The sequence below is a fragment of the Bacteroides sp. GM023 genome, assembly GCF_014750685.1.
Taxonomy (GTDB): Bacteria; Bacteroidota; Bacteroidia; order Bacteroidales; family Bacteroidaceae; genus Bacteroides.
Genome location: NZ_JAAXGE010000019.1, coordinates 25145 through 42333, shown reverse-complemented (window position 1 = coordinate 42333; position 17189 = coordinate 25145). Strand labels below are relative to the sequence as shown.

Here is a 17189-nt window from a genome sequence, read left to right as displayed (position 1 = left end):
TTACTTCTTTTTGCTCTCTTTCAACAGTTTTTTTACCACTGATTCCGAAGCTTTAAAAATTGTTCCGTGTTTATGTCCGACAGGTACGCTTACTTCATCTGTTGCATCGGTAAAATTCTGAAAGTCTTTTGTACGCATGGCGCCGTATATTTTCTTCTTATAGACATCAAAATAAATAAGATAGTCCTCTCCTATTTTTTCTACGGTCGGACCTTCTACAAACGATTCAGTGAACGGCTGCGACGCCGGGGAATAAGGACCTGTCAGAGAATCCGCAAAAGCAATCTTCAAATTACGTTCGGGGCGTGTATTATCTTTAAGCACCATTACATAGTCATTCTTCGCCCGTTTCACGAGGACAGCATCAATCGTGCTAAAGCCCGGATCATATAGAACCCTGGCTTTTGAAACTGTCTTAAAGTCCTTTGTTGTGATATAATATAAACGATGATTATTATTTTCTTCTTCTATTCCTTTCTCGAACCGACCGGGAACACAAGAAGCCCATACTACCATAAACTGTTCACTATCGTCATCATAAAAAATTTCCGGTGCCCATACGTTAACGGTAGTCGGTTCATCTGCCATGACAGGAATCATCTGCTGTTCCGACCAGTGAACCAAATCTTTGGAGTTTGCATAACCGAATCCTAAATCACCTTTCCAGCTTGTCGTCCAGACTAAATGAAAAGTTCCGTCAGGAGTGCGTACCATCGAAGGATCCCGCATCAGTTTATGTTGTCCCAGTTCCGGCTTCAGCCAAACTCCGGGAATACTGTCCCAATGCATTCCGTCTTCACTATATAAGTATCTCAAACCTTCGTCAGCCGGTTCGTGAAATGAAGTGAACATATAATAGTCTTTGCTTCCCCCACAAGAAACTAAAAACAAAATACCTATTGCAGCTAATGTATTTCTTAACTTTTTCATTTCTATTATAATTTATAATTGTATCCTTTATACAGAAAAGACGATAAAAGCCCTAATTTGTACTCAAATATACTCGAAGATTCATCAGATTCAAAATTTATATACGATAAAAGGGCGACTCTCCGAGCCACCCTTTCCATCATCAAACAAACTAACCATTTAATTATGGGAAAGAATTCCACTTCTTTTTGCAGTATACTATTTTATAGTGTACCTCTTTATAATGTGCCTCCACGTGCTTTTACACGTTTATACCATTCTTCGCGTTCTTTCTTCAAGTCATATCCGCGTTTTGCCAGATAATTATTGATACGTCCTTTATACTTTCCGAAAGCTGCATGTTTCTTATTTGAATTTTCAGCATCCAAAGCAAATTCGCGTGCTTCTACCAGCCAGGCATAAATTTGTGCTTTTTCTTCTTCTTTCAAAGTAGGAATCATATCAAGATGTGAGTCATAAGTTACTTTCACAACCCCATACGTCATACCATCTTTCACAGCTTCTATCTGCTTCTCGTCAAGGAAAAGAGATAAATTGGCAGGAAATGCGAAATGAGAACGATACAACGCCGCATCTTTTTCATCTTCTGCCGCTTTTAATGCTCCTGTCTTGGCTTCACCTGTCAATCCAGATTCTTTTACTTTCTTTACTTTAGCGTCGCGCACTTCATAGATATCGTTCAATTCGAAATAACGATTGGCAATGACATTACGAACATCTTCGGCAACTTTTGCATCTGTAACTCCAAGTTTATCGACAATCTTTTGTGAACGATTGATGATAGAGCTTACATATTCCGGGTTACGGTTCTCTTTGTGTAAGTTGACTGTCTGTGCAGACATCCAGCCGGAAAACAGTAACAGAGAAATTATTAGTATCTTTTTCATTGATTTTGTTTTTGTTTTTTTAATAAGATGCCGAAGGGAAACCTGGCTCCGGCACCTTGCCGGCGGTTACATTAATTTTCCTTTTTCAGCTAATGTATCGTAGTTGTTCTTCATATCTCTCCAATCTACTTTATGCTTCGTACTGATGCCATTGATATATTTTTCAATGTTGGTGTATCCGTCTCCTGTGCAATCTTTATTGGCATCACTTGGGTCATTCGGATTCAGTCCGTTAGCTATTTCCCATTCATCCGGCATACCATCGCCATCTGTGTCTACATAAGGAGTACCTTTGTATTCAGGATAACCACCCATTTGGCGAATATCAGTAATGATACCTTGTTTATAGGAATCTTTAGGTAAACGACGGTATTTAAACTGTCCGTCTTCACCCATTGACTTAGGAGACAAACCTGTCAAATCACCGTAAGCGTCTTTCGGAAGTTTCTTTTCGTAATAAGGAATACCTGTTCTTACTTCTTCGATAACACGTTCGTCTACAATATCACGGCAAGGAATATTCGCACCTACGTGTTTCAATACATAATCATAAGCATCGTTAGCACCCATAATATTGATATACGGCATCGCGAAAGGTTGGTAGCTTCTCATGTATTCAGTATATCCGTCAGTATTCGGTTGAGTCTCAATCTGAATACCACCATTCCAGTTGTCTTTTGTGATTTCAGGATAACCTTCCATGATATTTCCGTCAGCATATACACGTCCATATTCTTTGTGATCCAGCTTACTGCGACCAGCTTCCGGCTTCAATATACGATGTCCTACATTGGAATCTTTAGGAGTAGCAGGTCCCGGTTTGTAGTAGTTATTAATCATATTGAACATGGCAGTATAATCGCCACCATCAGAAGAACGGTGAACCCAGTTGAATACGATATTATTTACGAAATTAAATATACCATTCCATCCAATAGAAGGGTTACGTCCGGCATTACTAGCCCAAAGATTACGTGTAAATGCACAATTTTCACCACCTAATGTACTACCGAATGCATGATTGTATGTATCCAATGCTTTCGCAGAGATGGTGTTTTGAATAGTCACGTTTACAGTAGGAAGTTTCAAGTCCTTGCTTTCATACTGTCCTTCGCTTGGATCATACATATGGCGATAGAAAGATATATTCTCATCCAATCCCCATGTACATGAACAGTGGTCAATCATAATATTACCTACCGGATTACCTCCAAAAGAGTCATCACGATGCCAAACCTTTGTTTCTCCACGACGGAAACGCATATGACGTACCACGACATCATGTGTATCTACCCAAAATGATTCTCCGGCAATACAAACACCATCTCCAGGAGCTGTTTGTCCGGCAATAGTTACGTAGGGAGCACGAACAATAATCGGAGATTCCAAACGAATGATACCGGCTACATTGAACACGATAATACGTGCCCCACCTGTTTCGCAAGCTTCACGGAAAGAACCTGGTCCACGGTCGTTCAGATTAGTAACAGTTATCACTTTGCCACCACGACCACCGAAGCTGTACATACCACCACCTTCTGCACCAGGAAATGAAGGAATATCAGCCTGTGGCAAATCATATGGACGACCAGCCCAAGGGATATAAGGACGTCCCTCTCTCGCTTCTTTCTGGACTATCGGCAATGCTTTTGCCCATGCTTCGTCAGAGCGCTTCCGCTCTTCAGTCATCATTTTCGTATAATTATCTTTGGCTTCGCCGGTTATTTGCGGGTATTGCGCCCATGCAATGGTCGGAGTCAACATTGTTGCAGCAAAAGCTGCTAAAAGTACATGCTTCTTCTTCATTTTTATTTGGTTTTGTGAAGTTGTTAATTCAAAAATACAATAATAAGACGAAAGAGAAAAGGATTTGTAATCAGTAATAATGAAAAACATGGGTGATAAAATGCAAAAAATAGTGCGCAAAATAAAACATATAAAGTAGAAGGAGACAGAAAGTCACCATTTTCTATCATCTTTTTATAAAAGACTTGGAAAATGGTGACTTCATTTCATACCATTTCAAAAAAGATAACGAAATAATATCATTCAGCTAACGGGTCAAATGTTCCGAGGCTACCACCGTTGTTTGAATCTTCCCAACCAATGCATTGCTCAATGCCTAAGCAATTATTTAAAGCGCCTTGGCTGAAGCCGAGAAAGTAGTAGCGAGGCGAGAATCTCATTTTTAGAGGTTGCTTATTTGAATCGTAAGCGTCACCTTTTTTCAGCTTGCGAGTGAAGTGTTCATTGTAAAATTCTTGAAGTTCTGCCAACTGGTTTCCCTCTTCATCGCTGATTTCCTTACGTAAGTCAATACCATTCGGACGTTCTACACCTTTTTTCAGCAAGGGGTCACTACTTACATCTCCAGTAGTACCACCTATACCATAATTATTATTGAGACGAAACTCCATATTTTCACGACGCTGGTTATTAAGTTCAGTAAAACCAAGCCATCTGCAAGTGTTCCCCCCCCAACCGGTGAGCGTCCATGATGCCGGCGCACCTTCTATTTTACCCATACCGCCATCAAAGAGCATCCAACGACGAAGATCATCGAAACGTTTACCTTCGTAAGCCAACTCAATCTGACGTTCATAGAGTACAGCCGACATACAAGCCGCTTGATCAGTAGAAAGATTTCCTTGCAAGCCACAATCCCCAGAGTATCCGACACGCTGGCGAATCAACTTCAACTGGTCTACCGCTTCACTCATATGTCCGGCACCGCAAGCGGCTTCGGCATAATTGAGCAACACTTCTGCATAACGGATCTCCATCCAAGGAGCTGCAGAATATGCAAAACCACCATTATCATAAGTAGCATTGAATGAGTAAAGTGGATCTGAAATATCACCATCGTTACTACGTTTACGCACATATACACCTTTTCTATTTTTCAACAGGTTGTCGGCACCATAAGCGTTACCACTTTCCACATCATCCACATCTTGCGCATCGGCATACCATACATAGTTCCACAATACATAATCCTTACCATTGCTATAACTGGGATTGAATGCATCTGCCGGAACAGGGTCACCAGTATAAGCCCAACGGAAACCGGGCATAGCAAACGTACGGTAAAAACGCGGGTCACGATTCATGAAAGGATAGTCTTTAATGTTCGCCCCATCTTCACTCTCATCCAACTTTAAGTAGGTACTCAAACCACGAGGACGCTTACCGTCTTTCATGGGGAACATATCTACCAACATAGCTGATGCCTCTAAACCTTGACCGGTGGTATTCTTCGGACGGATGAAACGTTCCCAGTTATTATTCTTCTTTGTATCATCTTCTTGCTTCATATTATGCAGGGTACCAAATACCATCTCAGGATTCTGAATGACAGTAAACATCTTGGCAAAGTCCGAACCATTGATATTATTACCTGCAGTATAAAGGTGATTACCGCAAGCATTGATATCTTTAATAGATGCTTTGATGTATTCGTAAGCTGCAGTCCAACGGCTTTCATCGTTGCCACGATTGAAGAGCGGGCTTGCCCACAACAGCAATACACGTCCCTTTAACGCCATGGCCGAAGCAGTAGTGGCACGACCGTAATTTGTACCGTCCCAACCACCATTGGTTGTCTTTGCACGTAGCATATCAGCAGAGAGGTCCAGGTCTTTACAGATAAACTCAATACACTTCTTCGTAGTAGAGCGGGGAACGAAAGAGTCCTCAACAGGATCTTGCACTTCAGTGATAATAGGTACACCACCATACCATTTCACCATATTATAGTAACACCATGCACGGAGGAAGTACGCCTGACCTAACAGTTCACTTTTTTGTTCTTCGGTAAGACTACTGCCACTGATACCAGCAATCACATCATTACAGTTGCGGATTCGCCCCCATACCGATTCGCGGATGTTGTTACTCTGATTATGAAAATAATCGGGGACTTTGTTGCTGCCCAAAACCGAGAGTTCGGCCTGTGGATTTACAAATAAACCAAATCCACTATACTCTTCAGTTGATTTAGAGATCCCGTCAGCTTTACCAGTACACGGATACTTCCAATTTGCATCCGAGTTTGGGTCGGGCAAAATCCACCAGTAGAGGTCAAGTACACGCCCGCTAGCACCTGCATAGTTGTTATACACTTCACTGGTAACGTTATCAAAATTCTGCTTATCCTCCAGAAACTGATCGCTACAAGAAGAGAAGCTTAATGCTGCAATCAGTGCAGCGCTAAATATTATTCTTTTCATTATTTTCTTTTTCACTTAGCATTATAAAACTTAGAAACCTACATTCACACCAATAGTGAACTTTCTCAGTTTGGGATATGAGCCATAGCTACATTGAGGATCCATAAAGTTATCAGGATAAGGATTGTAGAGACTCAACAAATTCTGACCTGTAATATTGAATCGGCAGCTGCTCAAACCAATCTTCTTTATCCACTGCTTAGGCAACGCATAAGCCAAAGTGATACGATTCAGAGTTACACGCGTACCATTGACTCTCCAAAAAGACGAAGTGACAGCGTTAATATCTGAATATTTCAAGTTGGGAAGTGAGGCTTCTCTGTTCTGCGACATTACCAAATTGCCAGAGGCATCGTAAATATCCTCGTAAACATATACATTGTCAGGTTTCCAGAACGAAGGCATATTGGTATATTCAATACTGTTACCGGGTTTCAGTGCCTGACCGGGAATAAAACTATAACCGCCCCAACTGGCACTGAGTTGAGCCGAGATTGAGATACCTTTCCACTCAGCACTGAGGTTGGTAGTGAATCCCCAAGGATTGCTACGATTAGAGAGATGTACTTGATCATTATCTTTATCTACTATACCATCGGGGGCTGCATAAGTACCATCGGGTTGCTGAGCTCCACGCACATCTTTATAAATCAACATTCCAGGGCGAACTTTATCTTTAGTCAAACCCATGTAATCGGTAATATTATATTTATTGAAGAATTCTTCAATATCTTGAAAACTACGGAACATACCCATGCACTGCATTCCCCAAGCACCAATATCGGAACGACTACCCTTAGTGATTTGACGATATAGATACTCTTTTTCAAAGTCCATCACCAACACTTTGTTATCGCTATAACTGGTGTTGATACCGATTTTATATTTAAAATCCTTACCGATACGGTCGCGCCAAGTAGCCGAAATTTCGATACCATAGTTATTCATCTCACCTAGATTAACTGCAGCCGATTGTGTACCGACAGTGGTAGGAACTGTCTGTTCAATGTTCATCAACATCTCCCGGTTCCAAGTATAGTAAGCATCTATATTGAAAGCCAAACGGTTGCTAAGTGTAGTAAAATCAATACCAAAATTTGCTTTATACGACTTGTCCCAATGCACATTACGGTTTACAGCCGAATTGTTTTTATTAATAGAGATAGGCTTCGAAGCGTCAATATTACCTGTAGTTCCAAATACGGGACCTTTACCCGCCTCGGTAGAGTAAATCTGCATCCACTGCCAAGGGGCGGTATTATCACGACCGGTCAAACCGAATGAGCCACGAATCTTTAAATATTCCACCCATTTCAGACGCATGAATTTCTCTTGTGATACAATCCAACCCAAAGACATGGATGGGAAAAATCCCCAATAGTTTTCGGGAGCGAACTTAGTAGAAGAATCGCTACGAAATAGCACCTCTGCCAAATACTTATCTTGATAAGCATAATTCACACGACCGATGTATGACAAAGAACCCGATTCTGAACGAGAGAATACAGTATTCTTTTCACCGACAGCCGAGTTAGACTGTCCGGTAGTAAACTCGTAGGGTTCATTCACCTTTCCCATGAGATATTCACTCTCAGCTTCCGAACGTTCGATAGAAAACAAACCACCTACGGTATGATCTCCGAAAGAACGGGAATAATTCATACTAAAGTTCATCTGATAACTATCTGAACGAGTAGTACTGCGTTGCAAGTAAGAGGGACTTCCATTAGCGATAGTAGAGACAATGAAATTATCTTCTGTCATCAAGTCATCGTAAGCCTGCCCTTCCACAGGTGTATAAAGGTGGTTACCACTACCCGTACGATTTACCATACGATAAATAGAATAATTAGATCCATACTGGTTATTCTTATCAGTACTGATACTCTTACCATAACTAAATCTCAGTTCCAAGCCTTTCAGAGATTTCACAAATCCCATGTCTAAGCTTAGGCTACTATTAATAGACATGTTAGAATTCATATTGCGGTTATAGTCACCGTTGTTTTGAAGGACAGAGAAAGAATAAGTTTGGTTATCGTGATGCGCTGAGTTAGTGATACCCAAAGCTGAAATAGGCAGACCATTTACAGTTTCGGGAATATACCCTGGACGAGTGAGTAACAGGTTGTAGTCTTTTTCATCACTCGATCCTCCCACCTTTACATTGGGTTTATTCTTCTTACCATAGTCACCTGATACAGTAAGGTTTGCTTTCAACCACTTGCTTATCTTTACATCTACGCCAGCACGATAGTTCCAGCGATTGTATTCGAGATCTCCCAAGTTACCGTCTTGGTCGAAGTACGAAACACCGGCAAAGTAATTGGCTTTTTCTGAACCACCACTGATATTGATACTATGTTTCTGAGTGAAACCTGTTTTCCAATATTTGTCAAGCAAATCGTAGTTCAATCCTTTCATTGCTTCCAATTCATCAGCTTGATAGAGGTCTGTTTTTAAGTTAAGTGAAGTATTGATAGGATCACCCGCTGACCAAGTATTATAAAGTCGTCCGTAATCATAAGCACTCAACATCTTAGGACGCGAAATCTCGTCAGTAAAACCAAAGCTGCCACCATAAGAAATTTGAGGAGCACCCGCTTTACCCTTTTTGGTAGTTACCAAAATTACGCCATTGGCTGCACGCGCACCATACACAGCAGCTGCCGCATCTTTCAATACAGAAATGCTCTCAATGACCGAAGGATCAAGGTTATTGAATGCCTGCGCACCCAGATTTTCACGTGTATTACCTATCTTGATATCATCAGGGTAAATATAACCGTCTATTACATACAAAGGTTCTTGCGCTACACTACCCACTTCACCAAATGAATTGGTATCGCGTATATAGATTTTGGCATTCTCACCCGGACGGCTCTGACCGCCGCTCACACTCATACCATTGACCATACCACCCAGCGAAGAAGCTAACCCGGCACCTGATAAATCCTGAATATCATCCATAGTCACGGTAGCGATAGCACCTGTCAGATGAGCTTTTTTCTGCACACCATAACCTACTACCACAACCTCATCAAGCTGCTGAGCATCTTCTTTCAACACAACTTTCTTTTGGTTCAAATCAGTGATAGTCTGCGTAGTGTATCCAATAAAAGAAATCACCAAATTCTTTTTACCTGATATAGTAATAGTATAGTTTCCATCAATATCGGTGATAACACCATTTTCAATCGAACCTTCTACCACAACCGTAGCACCCATTACCGGATCACCGGTTTCATCGACTACTTTCCCTTTTACGACACGATTCTGTGCTGAAACTGTAAGCGTAGCCATTGAAAGCATTGCGCCTAAGCACATCTTTATTATGAATTGTTTTTTATTCATGTGTATATAATTCTAAATAAGTCTTTATTCTGCTACTTCAGGAAGCCAACGGGGGTCACCAATTCGTTTGGCTATATGCTCGGTACCACTCAGGGTAAAATCACCATTTTTAGGATCTGCCATCTGAGGATCGCTAAAAGTAGCTGAAGTATCATATTTATCTTTACCTTCGACATTATTGTACCAATAAGCATTATTCTTGTAATCATGCTTCATGTTAGCATTACCCTGCATCTTGTTGGTAATATCACCATTACCACAATCTGCAAAAAGAGTATTCTGAAAATTTAAAAACACACAAGATTGTCCACGGTAATTGTTCCAGTTAACAAAATCCTTCTTGTAAGCAATGTTAAAGAACGTAGTATTAAGGAAGTTGAATTCAGCACCTGTGCGACCTGTAATCTTATTTGGACGTTGACCACTGATTTGCATAAAATAAGAACCGGCTTGCAGTGTGCTCCATAAAGTAGATTTTACTATGTCCATACGAATAATTGAACTCTGAGCCGCACGTATCAATATTTGACTTTGATGTACCTGAATATTACAATCACTAAAACCCAAATAATCGATACAATATTTTACCTTATTCATATCATAAAACAGATGACTCTTTAAATTAGTCACATTGCATCCTTGCAACATAATGGGATTACTTACAACATATTCGCCCGTTGCAACTTTAGAATTTTCGTCGGGAGTAGTGCTGGTACCCAACAACGTTTCACCCGTTAAATCCGCACAGTCAATATCTACAAATTTCAATTTGAAACCGTTATTCGTAAGAAACGATGCATTACCGGTTACCTTTATCTTAGCATGATTCACTTTATTACCACGAATAGTAACTTGTTGATTAGCAAAGTCAATAATATCGTTAATCGTATATTCCTCTCCTCCCACAAGGTCGATAGTATACTCTTGCCCAATCTTATCCGAAGGAATAGGATTGGCAGCCAACCATGCGTTGATATTACCACCTTCTATGGCGGCATCAGAAGAAGCCAAAGTAGAGTAAGCTACTTCAGATGCAATCTCAGACTCTTTATTGTTATACTTTTCATTGCCTAAAGTACGAATCTGTATCTTATATTGAGTATCTGAATCTACCGTCCTGGTCGCACTGCAGCCATCTATCACTTCCTTTTCAGTACCTACTGCAACTGGTTTTTCAACGTCATCCACATTGTAAAGCGTAAATTCATAGCCACCTGCACCATATACTACCGGCCATGTAACCACAAGCTTAGTTCCATCGGGTGACAATGTCGTCATAACATCATCGGTCTTGGGTGACTCCAAAGTAGAATTTGTCACATTTGAGACAAAAGCTTCATCTGCGTCATTTCCTCTGTCACAAGTAGTAAAAAGAGCCAGCAAAGCCATAAAAGCCACACCTCTACTCCTTTTATGCAAAAATTGAAAATTGTTTTTCATCATGTAATATATTTAAATTAATAAATTATCAAAAGCATACACCACTTAATAGAGCAAATCTCGTATTAAACAAAATTAATATATTATCTTCCCAATTCTAAGGATATTCAAATAAAAGACGTATGACTAAGAAATATGTAATCACTTAAATAGAATTAAAATATATAATTCATACTTCTTCATTCTCATACACAAACAGGACGAATAGGTAGAAAATATGTAATCACACATAAGGATAAAAAAAATAATTAGTTGAAAATTTTATGTCTATTGTTAAAGTGTAATGAATTGCTTTTATAATAAGCTTCTAATTTTTGATTCACTCTCCCGCTTTCAGCCACTCGATTTTGCAAAACAGAAGGTCTGTTTGAGTAAAATACAGCCTCTGTTTCCCTTGATTGGAGCCTCTATACCCATGAGTTAGAGGCTCCAATCCCAGGGAGTAATATAATATGTCCTGGGGGCAGAGGAGATAAGCCCGGTTGTTGGACATATAGAGCCGATGCGTCAGTTATATATAGCCAACATCTCGACTATTAATAATTGACAATCCGGCTGAAAGTAGGCGCTTTCAGTCGGAACATCAAAAAACAGGGACTTACAGAAGAAACTGAAAGCTGAAACTACTTTATCAACTTTTACTTAGAGAGCCATATTTCTAAAAAAAATGAGTCCAAACCACTCTCCCTTTGAAAGGAGAAATGATTTGAACTCATTTTCTACAGTAAATTGCTTTTCTTCCAGTTTCAGCAAATTACCTTTTCCTGAAAATCAGGAAAACTATTATTCTGCCAGCGGATCGAAAGTTCCCATACCACCATGAGAGTGATCTTCCCAACCAATAGTCTGATACAATGTAGCATTGGTTTGCTGCGCACTTTGACGCAATCCGAAGAAATAATATCTGGGTTGGAAAACAGGATCAATACCAAGCGTATTACCGTCAAGACTGATATCCTTACGCGTAAAGTTATCATTATAGAACTTGCACATCGCCTGGACAACCGGGTCAGCAATTATCTCATCATCCCCATTCATTTCAGATACGATATTCTCGCTCAATGTTAATGCAGTCGGACGAGTTACATTTTTAAGAGGGTCACTATTGTCATTAGCAGCTCCAGTCCCATCCACATGAATTTCAATACGATGTCTTTTGCCACGAGCATTCATCGGTGTTACACCCAGATAGTTACAAGTATTGCCACTAAATCCGGATAACGCCCAACTTGCATTCAAGGCACCTTGTCCTGCACCACCATCAAAAAGCATCCAGCGACGCATATCATAAGCCCGTTTGCCTTCATAAGCTAATTCTACCTGACGCTCATATAGTACAGCTGCAAACAATTTGGCACGGTCACTTTCAATATCGGTATTCAGTCCGTAATTGTTAGCCGCCGTGTAGCCTACACGGGCACGCACATCTTTCAATGCCTGAACTCCTTCAGCATGGTATGTACCACCAGCACCACAAGCAGATTCCGCCAGGTTTAACAACACTTCTGCATAACGTATTTCCATATAAGGAGCCGCCGAACGTCTGAAACCCTGCTGATCGCCGGAACTATTATCTGTAAACACATTGAGACTGGAAGACGGATCATCATTCGAACGCTTACGTACATAGACACTTCTGTTTTTAGTACCTAGCTTATCAGCCGCATAACCGCTTCTACTTGGATCTGCAAGATCAGTAGCCGATACATACCAACAGTAGTTCCAAAGCTCATAGTCAGCACCACTTGTGTAATAGCTCGGACAAAGACCATTCATTGTATCATCTGAGAAATCTACATCTCCACTATTAAACTTCCATTCTACACCCGGAAATGTGAACGTACGATAGAAACGCGGATCGCGGTTCATGAAGATTTTACTATCTTCTTTGCTGTACGTGTACGTTGATTCTCCGGGTCTTTTACCGTCGGCCATAGGGAATAGATCTACCATTTCTGATGTAGCCGTTCTACCTCCACCTCCGTTTATATTACCCGGACGGATTCCTTGTTCCCACAGGTTATACTTATTTATATTCTGACCGGCAATAGGAGAAACATTATTGTATAAAGTTACAAATACAGCTTCACTTCCTCCTGTATAGTCAGCAAACATTTTAGCCCAGTTCTTTGCATTGTTATCTCCCCCATTACTTTCATAAGCAAGTCCGAAGTTACCTGCCTTTAGTGCAGTGATTGCAGCAGAATTTGCATCATAAGCAGCTTTCCAGCGTGATTGGTCGTCAGCGCGATTGAAAAGCGGGCTGGCATAAAGCAATAACATACGCCCTTTCAAGGCAAGTGCGGCACCTGAAGTGATACGTCCGTAATCACTTTCATTCGGCCATCGCACAGGAAGGTATCGAGATGCCAAATCCAAATCATCACATATAAAATTGACACAATCTTTGGTTGAAGAACGGGGAATTACCAAATTCTCACCATTTCCATCACCAATCACCGGATTCTGAACATGGTCTACGATAGGTACACCACCATACATTTTCACTAACAGATAATAACGCCATGCACGGAAAAAGTAAGCCTGTCCCAGCAATTCTTCTTTTTCTGTCTGTGTGAGAGTCTCACTTCCTGTTACTCCTTCAATTACGTCATTACATTCACGAATACGTCCCCAAGGACTTGTTTCTCCGTTGATAACATAAAAATAGTCAGGCACACTCTGAATGGTAAGAATCTCTGACGGATTGTTAAAAAGTGAGTATTCACCATATTCTTCTGTACATTTGGAGAAGTCGTCGTTGATTCCCGCACTGACTATATCAGACAGAGCATTGGAGCCTCCGGTTGCATTAGGCAGCAAACAGCGATATAAATAATCTATACGGCTTTTGGCTGTTTCATAATATTCATATACGACTGAACCGTCAAAGCTTCCGTATACTTTCTTGTCTTTCAGAAAGTCATCGCTACATCCGGTAAAGCAAATTACTGCTGCTACCGTCAACGCCTTCAAACTAAATATATTTATCTTTTCTTTCATAATCTTCTTTTAATATTAGAATGAAACATTCACACCCAAGGTAAATTTACGCAGGTTCGGATAATTTCCATACGTACCTCCCCATGTATCCCATACACCATTTTCATATGGATTGTAGAAACTGAAAAGGTTTTGGCAAGTCAGGTTCAAGCGACAACTGCTGATACCAACAGGTTTCAACCATTCTTTCGGAAGATTGTAAGCTACTGTCAGATTGCGCAATCTGACGTTGGCTGCACTAACTTTCCAGAATGTAGAAGCTTGGCTATTCACCTCTTTATATCGTAGATTCGGATATTTAGCATTCCGGTTCATTGCTGCCACAACATTGCCATTAGCGTCCAGTACATCTTCGTACACATACATATCTTTCCACATAGCAGAGAGATTTTTATACTCCATATCATTGTAACTTTCCTGACGTAAGTTGGTTTGAACAAGAGCGTAAGAACCCCAATTTGCACCAAACTGCGCACTAAACGAGAAGTTCTTATAAGAAGCACCAAAGTTCATTGTAAATCCCCAAGGGTTGTTGGCACGATTAGAAATCTTCACATAGTCATTCTTGTCGATTACTCCGTCTTTTTCACCATAACTTCCATCAGCATTACGTTGTCCACGCTGGTCGCTATAAATCAACATACCCGGATGAACATTATCCTTTGAATATCCAAGATAAGAAGTGATATTATTGACTGTGAAATATTCATCAATTTCCTGATAACTACGGAACATACCGAGACATTCGTATCCCCATACTCCACGGTCGGAGCGTTCACCACGAACTATGTCATCAAAGAAAGGTGTAGCTTGGAAACCAGCTTCCTTAATTTTATTATCACTGTAACCTGTACTCAACTTCACCCAATAAGAGAAATCTTTGCCGATTTTATCTTTCCAGTTCAAAGTAAGTTCCATACCATAGGTATCAATCTCTCCGAAGTTTTCAGGGGTAGCTTGTGTACCAACAGTCGTCGGATAGAAAGAAGTTCCCGTAAAGGTTGTAAACAACTCACGTCCCATATCATAGTAAGCATCCAGCGTGATACCCAATCTGTTGTTCAGTGTTCTGATATCAATACCAACGTTGGTTTTGTAGGTCTTGTCCCAATGCACATCTTTATTCACACCTCTTTGAGGCATTTGGAAAGTTGCACCAGCATATGTATTGCTAGCTGTTCCGAATATAGGTCCCCCGTCCTGGTTACGGGCATAGAGCTGAGTCCACAACCAAGGTTGTATATTATCTCTTCCCAAAATACCAAATGAAGCACGGATTTTGAAGAAGTCAATACCGAGTTTCTCTTTATTGAACCAGTTCTCTTCTGATAAAACCCAACCTGCCGACCAGGAAGGAAATACTCCCCAATAATTGCTGGGAGCAAATTTAGTAGAAGCATCCGAACGCAGCAGGAACTCAAACAGATACTTATCTGCATACGAATAGTTCAAGCGACCAATATAAGAAAGCATACCCGATTCGGTACGACCGAATGTTGTCGTTTGATCTGCTCCGGTAGCAGCAGAAGTAGACTGTCCGTCAGTAAAGCTATAAGGATCGGCAACAGTACCTGTCAGATATTCATATTCTGATTCAGCCTTTTCGATTGAGAATAAACCGCTAACATTGTGTAATCCGAACTGGCGTGCATAGCTGACTGTCAAGTTCATCTGATAATTGTCCGTCTTGTTCATTGAACGAGCCAACAAGTTACCATTATCCAGAGTGAAAGTACCGAAATTACTGTCGGCTATATCTATATCACTGCCTGTATAAAGGTGATTCCCACTACCGCCACGGTTCAGCAATCTGTAAACAGACATTTTGGTACCAATTTCGTTGCCTTTATTATTCATGATGTTTCTTGAATAAGACGCTTTCACTTTCAACCCCTTCAGCCATTTGTTCCAACCGAAATCGTACTCAAACGAACCGTTGATGGACATATTGTTTGATTGTTTCTCTGTGTTATCCGGTGAATTCTGCACAGCTCCATAATGGAATAATTGTACGGCAGTAAGGCCCGAAGATGCGTTTTCCATACCTGTATATACAACAGGAAGACCATTTATATAAGCGGGCACAAACGGAATGTGAGTCATTAAAGAGTTGAAGTCAGCATCTGTTCCACCGCTGGTGATACCGTTACGGGCACTATTCTGTTCACTCATATCACCCGATACCTGTAAGGTAGCCTTAGCCCACTTACCGATATTCGCATTCACACCTGCACGGAAATTCCAACGGTCATAATCTAAACGTCCGATATTTCCTTCTTGGCTATAATAAGAAACACCTGCAAAGTAAGTAGCCTTCTCCGTACCACCATTGATATTGATGCCATGACGTTGAGTCCAGGCTGCACTCCATTCCTGATCGAGTAAATCGTAATTCAGTCCTCTCATAGCTTCCAATTCGTCAGCCTGAAAATATTGTGTTCTGCGATTGTCCGATTCAGACTCACCAGTAGAAGTACCTGCTGCACGGGCTGCATTATAGAGACGTCCGTAATCATAAGCATTAAGCATTTTAGGCAGTTTCAAAGCGTCAGTAAAACCGAATTGGCCTGTATATGAAATACTGGGTGCACCTACTTTACCACGTTTTGTTTTCACCAACACTACACCATAAGCTGCACGGGCTCCATATACTGCCGCTGATGCATCTTTCAACACTGTTATGTTCTCTACTTCATTCACATCCAAATTATTAAATGCATCTTCTGTAGAAATGAAATCGTCAATTACATATAGAGGGCTAGGATTTGCATCTCCACCTCGTGTTGAATTAGGAGTCACACTGGTATTGATATTACTTTGACGAATTTGTAAACTCGGCGTACTACCCGGACGGCCACCACCCGCACTGACATGCAGACCGGTCATCATTCCACTCAACGCATCTCCTAAATTACCAACAGAAAGGTCTTTTATCTCTTCTGTGGAAATGGTTTCGATAGAACCCGTAATGTTTTTCATCTTTTGCGTCCCATAACCTACGACCACTACTTCATCCAACTTTGAAACGTCTTCCAGCAGAATGACTTTCGGATTATTCAGATTTGTGATAGTCTGGGTTATATAACCGACGAATGAAATGGTCAATCGTCCTCCCTCCGGAACGGAAAGAGTGAATTTTCCGTCAATATCACTTATCGTACCCACTGTAGTGTCTACAATTTTAATTGCAGCTCCAATAATAGGGTCTCCAAATTCATCCACCACAGAACCATTCACTGTACGCGAGTTCTGGGCATAGACGATTTGCGTGAAGGCTTGTATGAAAAGCAGACATAAGCCTAAAATAAAATATCTTTTACTCATAGTATTCTGTTATTGTTTATAC

General features: G+C 40.7%; 8 protein-coding genes. All 8 read right to left on the bottom strand.

The window, feature by feature from the left end; genetic code table 11:
* Entirely contained in the window at nucleotides 1–930 is a 930-nt protein-coding gene (locus HC965_RS25095; RefSeq protein ID WP_191034026.1) for a glycoside hydrolase family 43 protein, read from the bottom strand.
* Between the two features lie 218 nt (nucleotides 931–1148).
* A complete protein-coding gene (locus HC965_RS25090; RefSeq protein WP_191034025.1) occupies nucleotides 1149–1817 on the bottom strand; it encodes a DUF3826 domain-containing protein in 669 nt (222 codons plus the stop codon).
* Between the two features lie 66 nt (nucleotides 1818–1883).
* The gene (locus HC965_RS25085; RefSeq protein ID WP_191034024.1) at nucleotides 1884–3623 is read right to left on the bottom strand and encodes a thrombospondin type 3 repeat-containing protein; all 1740 of its coding nucleotides are present in this window, start codon (nucleotides 3621–3623) and stop codon (nucleotides 1884–1886) included.
* Nucleotides 3624–3862: 239 nt separating this feature from the next.
* On the bottom strand, nucleotides 3863–6046 hold the full coding sequence (locus tag HC965_RS25080) for a RagB/SusD family nutrient uptake outer membrane protein (protein ID WP_191034023.1): 2184 nt from the start codon (nucleotides 6044–6046) through the stop codon (nucleotides 3863–3865).
* A gap of 30 nt (nucleotides 6047–6076) precedes the next feature.
* Nucleotides 6077–9400, bottom strand: a complete 3324-nt coding sequence (locus tag HC965_RS25075) for a TonB-dependent receptor (protein ID WP_191034022.1) — start codon at nucleotides 9398–9400, stop codon at nucleotides 6077–6079.
* A gap of 24 nt (nucleotides 9401–9424) precedes the next feature.
* Nucleotides 9425–10840, bottom strand: coding sequence for a DUF4992 family lipoprotein (locus HC965_RS25070; RefSeq protein ID WP_191034021.1), 1416 nt, complete (start codon nucleotides 10838–10840; stop codon nucleotides 9425–9427).
* 783 nt (nucleotides 10841–11623) lie between these two features.
* Nucleotides 11624–13843, bottom strand: a complete 2220-nt coding sequence (locus HC965_RS25065; RefSeq protein WP_191034020.1) for a RagB/SusD family nutrient uptake outer membrane protein — start codon at nucleotides 13841–13843, stop codon at nucleotides 11624–11626.
* A 15-nt stretch (nucleotides 13844–13858) separates the two neighbouring features.
* Nucleotides 13859–17167: a TonB-dependent receptor gene (locus tag HC965_RS25060; RefSeq protein ID WP_191034019.1), complete on the bottom strand. Its 3309-nt coding sequence runs from the start codon at nucleotides 17165–17167 to the stop codon at nucleotides 13859–13861.
* Nucleotides 17168–17189 lie beyond the last annotated feature (22 nt).

Coding starts and splice junctions, on each gene's coding strand:
- HC965_RS25065 (WP_191034020.1), bottom strand. CDS start 13,843: ATGAAAGAAAAGATAAATATATTTAGTTTGAAGGCGTTGACGGTAGCA.
- HC965_RS25095 (WP_191034026.1), bottom strand. CDS start 930: ATGAAAAAGTTAAGAAATACATTAGCTGCAATAGGTATTTTGTTTTTA.
- HC965_RS25070 (WP_191034021.1), bottom strand. CDS start 10,840: ATGAAAAACAATTTTCAATTTTTGCATAAAAGGAGTAGAGGTGTGGCT.
- HC965_RS25080 (WP_191034023.1), bottom strand. CDS start 6,046: ATGAAAAGAATAATATTTAGCGCTGCACTGATTGCAGCATTAAGCTTC.
- HC965_RS25060 (WP_191034019.1), bottom strand. CDS start 17,167: ATGAGTAAAAGATATTTTATTTTAGGCTTATGTCTGCTTTTCATACAA.
- HC965_RS25075 (WP_191034022.1), bottom strand. CDS start 9,400: ATGAATAAAAAACAATTCATAATAAAGATGTGCTTAGGCGCAATGCTT.
- HC965_RS25085 (WP_191034024.1), bottom strand. CDS start 3,623: ATGAAGAAGAAGCATGTACTTTTAGCAGCTTTTGCTGCAACAATGTTG.
- HC965_RS25090 (WP_191034025.1), bottom strand. CDS start 1,817: ATGAAAAAGATACTAATAATTTCTCTGTTACTGTTTTCCGGCTGGATG.